Consider the following 8,360-nt stretch of genomic DNA (forward strand, 5'->3'; position numbering starts at 1 on the left):
GCTGGAGGAGCAAAGTCGATGCTTACTTCAGCTCGACTTTAGCGCCTGCTTCTTCCAGAGTGGCTTTGGCTTTGTCAGCTGCGTCTTTCGAAACAGCTTCCAGAACCATGCCAGGAGCGCCGTCAACTACAGCCTTGGCTTCTTTCAAGCCCAGACCGGTCAGTTCACGTACTGCCTTGATCACGTTAACTTTCTTCTCGCCAGCTTCCAGCAGCATGACGTTGAATTCAGTTTGTTCTTCAACAACAGCAGCGACAGCAGCTGGACCAGCGGAAGCAGCGGCAGCGGAAACGCCGAACTTCTCTTCCATGGCCTTGATCAGCTCAACGATTTCCAGAACGGATTTTTCGCCGATTGCTTCGATGATTTGGTCGTTAGTCAGAGACATGACTATAAATTCCTGTATTGGGGTGACAGCCTACGCGGCCATCGAAATAAACAATAAACGCTGAAAGGAGTCGCTCAGCCTTAGGCTGCAGCAGCTTCTTTCTGGTCGCGAAGAGCCGCCAGAGTACGAGCCAATTTGCTGGTTGCGCCTTGAATCACGCTCATCAGCTGAGAAATTGCTTCGTCACGGGTCGGCAGGCTTGCCAGTACGTCGATCTGATTAGCTGCGAGGAACTTGCCCTCGAACGCAGCTGCCTTGATCTCGAACTTATCCTGACCTTTTGCGAACTCTTTGAAGATACGAGCAGCAGCGCCCGGATGTTCTTTGGAGAATGCAATCAAGGTCGGGCCAGTGAACACGTCGTTGAGCACGTCATATTGAGTGCCAGCAACGGCGCGCTTGAGCAGGGTGTTACGTACAACACGTACGTAAACGCCAGCTTCACGAGCCTCTTTACGGAGTCCGGTCATAGCGCCTACTGTTACGCCACGGGCATCAGCCACGACAGCGGACAGAGCAACTTGGGCAGCCTTGTTGACTTCAGCGACGATGGCCTTCTTGTCTTCAAGTTTAATTGCCACGGGAAAAACTCCTGCTTGTTACCGTTTCATCCAACCGAGGCCAGATGTCGTTTTGGTGTCTGATTCGGTAAGGAACCGGGAGCACCATCTGCGTAGGCTTGAGGTTTAAGACTTGCGTCGCCTACGGTCTTGGATAGCCCCCGCCAGGCAGGGACCCCAATCTTTCAATTGGCGCAATCGCTTGCGCCAATCTTTGTCTTACGCGTCGAGCGAGCCTTGGTCGATGACCAGACCTGGACCCATGGTGGTGCTCAGGGTAACGCGCTTGACGTAAATACCTTTCGAGGAAGCAGGCTTGATACGCTTCAGATCAGCGATCAGGGCTTCAACGTTTTCCTTCAGCTTGACGGCATCAAAGCCGACTTTGCCAACGGAGGTGTGGATGATGCCGTTTTTGTCGGTGCGATAACGAACCTGACCAGCCTTGGCGTTTTTAACCGCGGTAGCTACGTCTGGAGTTACGGTGCCGACTTTAGGGTTAGGCATCAGGCCGCGTGGACCCAGGATCTGACCCAACTGACCAACAACGCGCATGGCATCCGGGGATGCGATAACTACGTCATAGTTCAGGTCGCCGCCTTTCATTTCGGCAGCGAGGTCGTCCATACCTACACGGTCAGCGCCGGCAGCCAGAGCGGCCTCAGCAGCTGGACCTTGGGTGAACACAGCTACGCGAACAGTCTTGCCAGTGCCGTGTGGCAGCACAGTAGCGCTACGAACAACCTGGTCAGATTTACGCGGGTCAACGCCCAGGTTTACAGCAACGTCGAACGACTCGCTGAACTTGACAGTCGACAGCTCAGCCAGCAGAGCAGCAGCGTCTACAAAGTTGTAGGACTTGCCCGCTTCGATTTTGCCGGCGATAGCCTTTTGACGCTTGGTCAACTTAGCCATTACACACCCTCCACGTTAAGGCCCATGCTACGAGCAGAACCGGCGATAGTACGCACGGCTGCGTCCATATCAGCTGCAGTCAGATCCGCGTTTTTGGTTTTCGCGATTTCTTCCAGCTGAGCACGGGTCACGGTGCCAACCTTAACGGTGTTCGGACGAGCGGAACCGCTAGTCAGACCAGCAGCCTTCTTCAGCAGAACCGAAGCAGGGGTGGATTTGGTTTCGAAAGTGAAGCTACGGTCGCTGTAGACAGTGATGATCACTGGAGTCGGCAGACCTGGTTCAATACCCTGAGTACGGGCGTTGAAAGCCTTGCAGAATTCCATGATGTTCACGCCGTGCTGACCCAAAGCAGGACCAACAGGTGGGCTTGGGTTAGCCTGAGCGGCCTTCACTTGCAGCTTGATGTAAGCGGTAATCTTCTTGGCCATGAGGCACTCCAATTACGGGTTCGAACGCCTCGAAAGGCTCCCCGGTTACTTGCGCGTTTATCCCAGTGACGAAAAAACCCCACAGCCTAGGCTGCGGGGTTGGGATGCTTGTTCAGCTAGACCTTTTCGACCTGACTGAACTCTAACTCTACCGGAGTAGAGCGACCGAAAATGAGCACCGCCACTTGGATCCGGCTCTTTTCGTAGTTAACTTCTTCGACCGTGCCGGTGAAATCGGCAAACGGACCGTCATTGACACGCACCGACTCACCCGGCTCGAACAACGTCTTCGGCTTCGGCTTGTCGCTACCGTCAGCAACGCGACGCAGAATCGCTTCTGCCTCTTTATCTGTAATCGGTGCAGGCTTATCAGCGGTACCGCCGATGAAACCCATCACCCGAGGAGTATCCTTGACCAAGTGCCAAGTACCCTCATTCATGTCCATCTGAACCAGCACATAACCTGGGAAGAACTTGCGCTCGCTTTTGCGTTTCTGGCCATTACGCATTTCAACCACTTCTTCAGTGGGAACCAGAATTTCGCCAAAGCCATCTTCCATGCCAGCCAGCTTTACGCGCTCTACCAACGAGCGCATGACATGCTTCTCGTAACCGGAGTAAGCATGCACAACGTACCAACGCTTAGCCACGGGACACCCTTAGCCGACAATCAAGGAAACAAGCCAGCCGAGCAGGGAATCAAGCCCCCACAACAGCAACGCCATAACCAGGACAACAGCCACAACAATCAGCGTGGTCTGCGTGGTTTCTTGGCGAGTTGGCCATACGACTTTACGAATTTCGGTGCGAGCTTCCTTGACCAGTACAAAGAAAGACTTGCCCTTGACTGTCTGCAGGCCTACAAAGGCAGCTACAGCAGCAATGGCGAGCAATGCAAGTACGCGATACAGGATCGGCGAAGCAGAGTAATACTGATTGCCAACAACGCCAACAACCACCAAAGCGACTACTACAAGCCACTTGAGCAGATCGAAGCGAGAGCCTTGAGCTTCAGCTTTAGGAGTCATCTATGAAGATCCTGTGAAAAGAAAGCCAGACACACCAAGTGAATCTGGCAGGTCAGGAGGGAATCGAACCCCCAACCTACGGTTTTGGAGACCGTCGCTCTGCCAATTGAGCTACTGACCTAAAACAAAATCAGGCCGACCATTATGCCGACCCGAAAAAGACATTACAACAATTTACTCGGCAGCCCTGACTTCAACACCAAAACCACCCGCACGATCACCCAGCAAAAACAACAAGATGCGACCGCAACCATTAAAACAAAGGCAGATATTTTCATATCTGCCTTGTTATATGGAGCTCTTGAGCGGATTTGAACCGCTGACCTCACCCTTACCAAGGGTGTGCTCTACCAACTGAGCTACAAGAGCGTAACACTTTGCAGGATCTGCAAACTTGGAGCGGGTAGCGGGAATCGAACCCGCATCATCAGCTTGGAAGGCTGAGGTTCTACCACTAAACTATACCCGCGGAGCTTGCAGCTCTCGCTAAAAATGGTGGAGGGGGAAGGATTCGAACCTTCGAAGTCGTAGACGTCAGATTTACAGTCTGATCCCTTTGGCCGCTCGGGAACCCCTCCTAAGCGAGCCGGCATTCTATATCATGCCGACCTTCTGTCAAGCATTTCCTCATTAAAAACCTGAGGTTAGCTGCATTGACACCGCTTTGCACCGTTGACCCTTAAAGGTCTTCACTGCGAAGCGGGCGCCATTCTATGCAAACTATCCCGCAGGCGCAACCCCCTCGCACGGCATTATTTTATGTTTTAACTCATTGAATTCTCTGGAAAGGTTTAGCAGCTGAAGATCATCCACTAAACGCCGGCTTTCGGGCGCCACACGGACCCAGTAACCAGCAGAATCAGAGGAGTCTTTTGGCAAAGACTGAAATTTGATATCCATCCCACCCAATCGCCGCTCAGCTGCCAACGCGATCTCCTGACGAGTAAAGCCACCCAAATAGAGGCACCCACTGTCCGTGGACGCTGACTTTCCTTTCTCACGAGCCGCATCAGTCGCCTCGCTCAGCAAGCGGATATCCTGCTGCGATCCTCGATACAAACTTAATGGCGTGACGTCTTTTGCACGCAGCGGAGCTTCTTGTTGATGCCAGACGTAATAGAAGACATTGAGAACAAGCAGCAGCAGGAACAACCAACGCATAAAAACCTCAGGACAAAGGACATGCCATCGCCAGACCTACAAATACCAGGTCCGGAACCAGCCTGGCATCAGGCACGATTTCAGAGACGAGCGCCGCATCACCTCCCGTGAGGAATACAACAAAATCCTCCCCCCAATAACCACGCGCCATTTCCAGTTGAGTCAGAACGAAGCCCCTCAACATAAGCGAACACCCCCGTTCAACCGCTTCGACAGTTGTACGGCCAGGCACGAGGCTTTCCAGGGCGCGTTCGGCAGCAATATCGCCGTAGCGAATCTTGCGGGTATGGGTTCGCAACTGATTGCGCATCAAAGGCATTCCTGGACAAATAAACCCACCAAGATGCTCTCCATCCTCCGCAATGAAATCAGCAGTCACTGCAGTTCCGAAATCGAGAACCAGGCATGCTCCTGCGGCCAGGTGAAATCCACCGAGCATCGCAAGCCAGCGATCAAGCCCCAACCGCTCGAACTCCTCGTACCCATTTCGTACGCCTGCCATTTCGCGCGCAGGAGCAGCGCATATCGCGGACACAGAGAACGCTTGCATCAGCAGAGAAGTCAAAGCGCCGGTCTCTTCGGTCGTTCTGACGCTGACCAACCGGCACCGCTTGAGGGCCAGCCCTTCAAGTCCATCCAGGCTTTCCAGCAATGCGAGATCCGAATCCACCACGCCCTCGCCAAACAATCGCTTGGCATCCGCATGGAGAACGCGCCACTTTATAAAACTGTTTCCGCAGTCGAGCTCAAGAATCATCACGCAACCTCAGGCTGAGCTCACCACCACTAAAGACTTTTTCCACACCATCTACCTTCAAGCGCAAGGCACCCTGACTGTCGATACCCAACACTTCGCCATCTATCTGGTTAACGCCAGCAATCAACGAGACTGCCCGCCCTTGCCAAAGATGGTTTTGCTCCCATTCCCGCTGTATGGCGGAAAACCCATCGACCTGATGGCGAGCCAGATACTTCTGAAGCATTAACCCTAATTGCGCGACGAGGTGATTGCGATCAAACACCCTGCCCGACTCCAGCCGCATGGATGTCCATTGCTGATCAATCTCATCGGTTGCCTGCATGTTCACATTAATTCCGACACCCAGCACCACGTGACACACATCCGCAGGATCACCCACCAACTCAAGCAATATCCCGGCAATCTTTTTCTGGCCAACCAAAACATCGTTGGGCCACTTCAAGCCTGCGCCCGGAATACCGAGATCTCGCAAAGCCTGCATGACGGCAAGCCCGACCACAAGGCTTAAGCCCTCGAGCTGACGCATCCCGCCCTCAATCCGTAATACGAGGCTGTAATAGATGTTTTCCGCGAAAGGACTGACCCAATTACGACCACGCCTGCCGCGCCCCGCAGTCTGCCGCTCGGAGAGCACCAAAAATGGTGCAGCCTGGCCACGCTCGATTGCGCGCAAGGCTTCAGCGTTAGTGGAGTCAATTGAGTCGAAGACCAGAATAGGCCAGTCACACGAGGGCGCCTGCTCTTTTATGTCGGCAGGATCAAGCAGCGTCAATGGCGCAGCCATTTGATAGCCGCGACCGCGTACCTTGTGGATAGACAAGCCTAGCTCAGCCTCCAAATGCTGAAGCTGTTTCCATACCGCACTACGACTGATACCCAAGGCGACACCCAGGGCCTGACCCGAATGGAACTTGCCATCCTTAAGAAGCTTTAACAACGTCAGCATTCAAGTCTCGCCTCACAATGAGGCCCGCATGATAGCCATGCCTCGAGCCGTTGCATAGAAAACCCGAGAGCGAACACTTTCCTGCGGGCAAAACAAAACCCCAACTGCTTGCGCAATTGGGGTTTCGGAATTTAATCTTGACGATGACCTACTCTCACATGGGGAAACCCCACACTACCATCGGCGATGCATCGTTTCACTGCTGAGTTCGGGATGGGATCAGGTGGTTCCAATGCTCTATGGTCGTCAAGAAATTCGGGTACTGAGTCGTGACCTGTTGGTCTCGCTTCAGCAAATTGGGTATGTGATAGCTTTCGGTGTTTTGCGAGTATCTCGAACTTTCGGTTCGTTTCGTCTTCACACACCGCAATCTGGTGCTCTGTCGAGCAAGCAAATTGCTTGGGTGTTATATGGTCAAGCCTCACGGGAAATTAGTATTGGTTAGCTCAACGCCTCACAGCGCTTACACACCCAACCTATCAACGTCGTAGTCTTCGACGGCCCTTCAGGGGACTCAAGGTCCCAGTGAGATCTCATCTTGAGGCTAGTTTCCCGCTTAGATGCTTTCAGCGGTTATCTATTCCGAACATAGCTACCCGGCAATGCCACTGGCGTGACAACCGGAACACCAGAGGTTCGTCCACTCCGGTCCTCTCGTACTAGGAGCAGCCCCTCTCAAATCTCAAACGTCCACGGCAGATAGGGACCGAACTGTCTCACGACGTTCTAAACCCAGCTCGCGTACCACTTTAAATGGCGAACAGCCATACCCTTGGGACCGGCTTCAGCCCCAGGATGTGATGAGCCGACATCGAGGTGCCAAACACCGCCGTCGATATGAACTCTTGGGCGGTATCAGCCTGTTATCCCCGGAGTACCTTTTATCCGTTGAGCGATGGCCCTTCCATACAGAACCACCGGATCACTAAGACCTACTTTCGTACCTGCTCGACGTGTCTGTCTCGCAGTCAAGCGCGCTTTTGCCTTTATACTCTACGACCGATTTCCGACCGGTCTGAGCGCACCTTCGTACTCCTCCGTTACTCTTTAGGAGGAGACCGCCCCAGTCAAACTACCCACCATACACTGTCCTCGATCCGGATAACGGACCTGAGTTAGAACCTCAAAGTTGCCAGGGTGGTATTTCAAGGTTGGCTCCACGCGAACTGGCGTCCACGCTTCAAAGCCTCCCACCTATCCTACACAAGCAAATTCAAAGTCCAGTGCAAAGCTATAGTAAAGGTTCACGGGGTCTTTCCGTCTAGCCGCGGATACACTGCATCTTCACAGCGATTTCAATTTCACTGAGTCTCGGGTGGAGACAGCGCCGCCATCGTTACGCCATTCGTGCAGGTCGGAACTTACCCGACAAGGAATTTCGCTACCTTAGGACCGTTATAGTTACGGCCGCCGTTTACCGGGGCTTCGATCAAGAGCTTCGCGTTAGCTAACCCCATCAATTAACCTTCCGGCACCGGGCAGGCGTCACACCCTATACGTCCACTTTCGTGTTTGCAGAGTGCTGTGTTTTTAATAAACAGTCGCAGCGGCCTGGTATCTTCGACCGGCATGGGCTTACGCAGTAAATGCTTCACCCTCACCGGCGCACCTTCTCCCGAAGTTACGGTGCCATTTTGCCTAGTTCCTTCACCCGAGTTCTCTCAAGCGCCTTGGTATTCTCTACCCAACCACCTGTGTCGGTTTGGGGTACGGTTCCTGGTTACCTGAAGCTTAGAAGCTTTTCTTGGAAGCATGGCATCAACCACTTCGTGTTCTAAAAGAACACTCGTCATCAGCTCTCGGCCTTAGAATCCCGGATTTACCTAAGATTCCAGCCTACCACCTTAAACTTGGACAACCAACGCCAAGCTGGCCTAGCCTTCTCCGTCCCTCCATCGCAATAACCAGAAGTACAGGAATATTAACCTGTTTTCCATCGACTACGCTTTTCAGCCTCGCCTTAGGGACCGACTAACCCTGCGTCGATTAACGTTGCGCAGGAAACCTTGGTCTTTCGGCGTGGGTGTTTTTCACACCCATTGTCGTTACTCATGTCAGCATTCGCACTTCTGATACCTCCAGCAAGCTTCTCAACTCACCTTCACAGGCTTACAGAACGCTCCTCTACCGCATCACCTAAGTGATACCCGTAGCTTCGGTGTATGGTTTGA

At 53.2% G+C, this 8,360-nt stretch carries 10 protein-coding genes, 4 tRNA genes and 2 rRNA genes (1 of these 16 running past the window's edge); 1 reads left to right on the top strand and 15 read right to left on the bottom strand.

The features are described 5' to 3' along the window. Positions 1 to 22 precede the first annotated feature (22 nt). From rplL to ACYZT8_RS26750, 7 genes are all read right to left on the bottom strand, one after another. Positions 23 to 388 carry a 50S ribosomal protein L7/L12 gene (gene rplL / locus ACYZT8_RS26720; RefSeq protein ID WP_010467258.1) on the bottom strand — a complete coding sequence of 122 codons (366 nt, stop codon included), beginning with the start codon at positions 386 to 388 and terminating at the stop codon, positions 23 to 25. A gap of 80 nt (positions 389 to 468) precedes the next feature. Further along, positions 469 to 969 (bottom strand): 50S ribosomal protein L10, encoded by a 501-nt coding sequence (gene rplJ / locus ACYZT8_RS26725; protein WP_010467255.1) that lies wholly within the window; start codon positions 967 to 969, stop codon positions 469 to 471. Between the two features lie 198 nt (positions 970 to 1,167). Then, entirely contained in the window at positions 1,168 to 1,863 is a 696-nt protein-coding gene (gene rplA / locus ACYZT8_RS26730) for a 50S ribosomal protein L1 (protein ID WP_007896626.1), read from the bottom strand. Beyond that, positions 1,863 to 2,294 (bottom strand): 50S ribosomal protein L11, encoded by a 432-nt coding sequence (gene rplK / locus ACYZT8_RS26735; RefSeq protein WP_003210097.1) that lies wholly within the window; start codon positions 2,292 to 2,294, stop codon positions 1,863 to 1,865. The genes rplA and rplK overlap by 1 nt, the downstream gene beginning before the upstream one ends. Before the next feature lie 116 nt (positions 2,295 to 2,410). Beyond that, a complete protein-coding gene (nusG, locus tag ACYZT8_RS26740; RefSeq protein WP_007896622.1) occupies positions 2,411 to 2,944 on the bottom strand; it encodes a transcription termination/antitermination protein NusG in 534 nt (177 codons plus the stop codon). Positions 2,945 to 2,953: 9 nt separating this feature from the next. Next, entirely contained in the window at positions 2,954 to 3,322 is a 369-nt protein-coding gene (secE, locus tag ACYZT8_RS26745; RefSeq protein WP_008145488.1) for a preprotein translocase subunit SecE, read from the bottom strand. 45 nt (positions 3,323 to 3,367) lie between these two features. Next, a tRNA-Trp gene (locus ACYZT8_RS26750) sits at positions 3,368 to 3,443 on the bottom strand. A 23-nt stretch (positions 3,444 to 3,466) separates the two neighbouring features. On the opposite strand from ACYZT8_RS26750, the gene ACYZT8_RS26755 reads away from it, so the two are divergent. Further along, positions 3,467 to 3,637 carry a hypothetical protein gene (locus ACYZT8_RS26755; RefSeq protein ID WP_461977173.1) on the top strand — a complete coding sequence of 57 codons (171 nt, stop codon included), beginning with the start codon at positions 3,467 to 3,469 and terminating at the stop codon, positions 3,635 to 3,637. On the opposite strand, the gene ACYZT8_RS26760 is transcribed toward ACYZT8_RS26755, so the two are convergent. The 8 genes from ACYZT8_RS26760 to ACYZT8_RS26795 form a co-directional block, all read right to left on the bottom strand. Next, positions 3,616 to 3,691, bottom strand: a tRNA-Thr gene (locus ACYZT8_RS26760). The genes ACYZT8_RS26755 and ACYZT8_RS26760 overlap by 22 nt on opposite strands. A gap of 26 nt (positions 3,692 to 3,717) precedes the next feature. Beyond that, positions 3,718 to 3,791 (bottom strand) — tRNA-Gly (locus ACYZT8_RS26765). Between the two features lie 24 nt (positions 3,792 to 3,815). Beyond that, a tRNA-Tyr gene (locus tag ACYZT8_RS26770) sits at positions 3,816 to 3,900 on the bottom strand. 142 nt (positions 3,901 to 4,042) lie between these two features. Then, positions 4,043 to 4,483, bottom strand: coding sequence for a hypothetical protein (locus tag ACYZT8_RS26775; RefSeq protein ID WP_461977175.1), 441 nt, complete (start codon positions 4,481 to 4,483; stop codon positions 4,043 to 4,045). Between the two features lie 7 nt (positions 4,484 to 4,490). Next, positions 4,491 to 5,240 carry a pantothenate kinase gene (locus ACYZT8_RS26780; RefSeq protein ID WP_461977177.1) on the bottom strand — a complete coding sequence of 250 codons (750 nt, stop codon included), beginning with the start codon at positions 5,238 to 5,240 and terminating at the stop codon, positions 4,491 to 4,493. Next, positions 5,230 to 6,189: a bifunctional biotin--[acetyl-CoA-carboxylase] ligase/biotin operon repressor BirA gene (gene birA, locus ACYZT8_RS26785; protein WP_461977179.1), complete on the bottom strand. Its 960-nt coding sequence runs from the start codon at positions 6,187 to 6,189 to the stop codon at positions 5,230 to 5,232. The genes ACYZT8_RS26780 and birA overlap by 11 nt, the downstream gene beginning before the upstream one ends. A 135-nt stretch (positions 6,190 to 6,324) precedes the next feature. After that, positions 6,325 to 6,440, bottom strand: a 5S ribosomal RNA gene (gene rrf, locus ACYZT8_RS26790). A 159-nt stretch (positions 6,441 to 6,599) separates the two neighbouring features. After that, positions 6,600 to 8,360 (bottom strand): 23S ribosomal RNA (locus tag ACYZT8_RS26795); it runs 1,131 nt beyond the window's last position.

This window comes from Pseudomonas sp. LB3P93, from assembly GCF_054898025.1.

Bases quoted from the DNA above. Each gene is read 5' to 3' on its own strand.
- rplL (WP_010467258.1), bottom strand. From the start codon at position 388: ATGTCTCTGACTAACGACCAAATCATCGAAGCAATCGGCGAAAAATCC.
- rplA (WP_007896626.1), bottom strand. From the start codon at position 1,863: ATGGCTAAGTTGACCAAGCGTCAAAAGGCTATCGCCGGCAAAATCGAA.
- rplK (WP_003210097.1), bottom strand. From the start codon at position 2,294: ATGGCCAAGAAGATTACCGCTTACATCAAGCTGCAAGTGAAGGCCGCT.
- secE (WP_008145488.1), bottom strand. From the start codon at position 3,322: ATGACTCCTAAAGCTGAAGCTCAAGGCTCTCGCTTCGATCTGCTCAAG.
- ACYZT8_RS26755 (WP_461977173.1), top strand. From the start codon at position 3,467: ATGCCGACCCGAAAAAGACATTACAACAATTTACTCGGCAGCCCTGAC.
- ACYZT8_RS26775 (WP_461977175.1), bottom strand. From the start codon at position 4,483: ATGCGTTGGTTGTTCCTGCTGCTGCTTGTTCTCAATGTCTTCTATTAC.
- ACYZT8_RS26780 (WP_461977177.1), bottom strand. From the start codon at position 5,240: ATGATTCTTGAGCTCGACTGCGGAAACAGTTTTATAAAGTGGCGCGTT.
- birA (WP_461977179.1), bottom strand. From the start codon at position 6,189: ATGCTGACGTTGTTAAAGCTTCTTAAGGATGGCAAGTTCCATTCGGGT.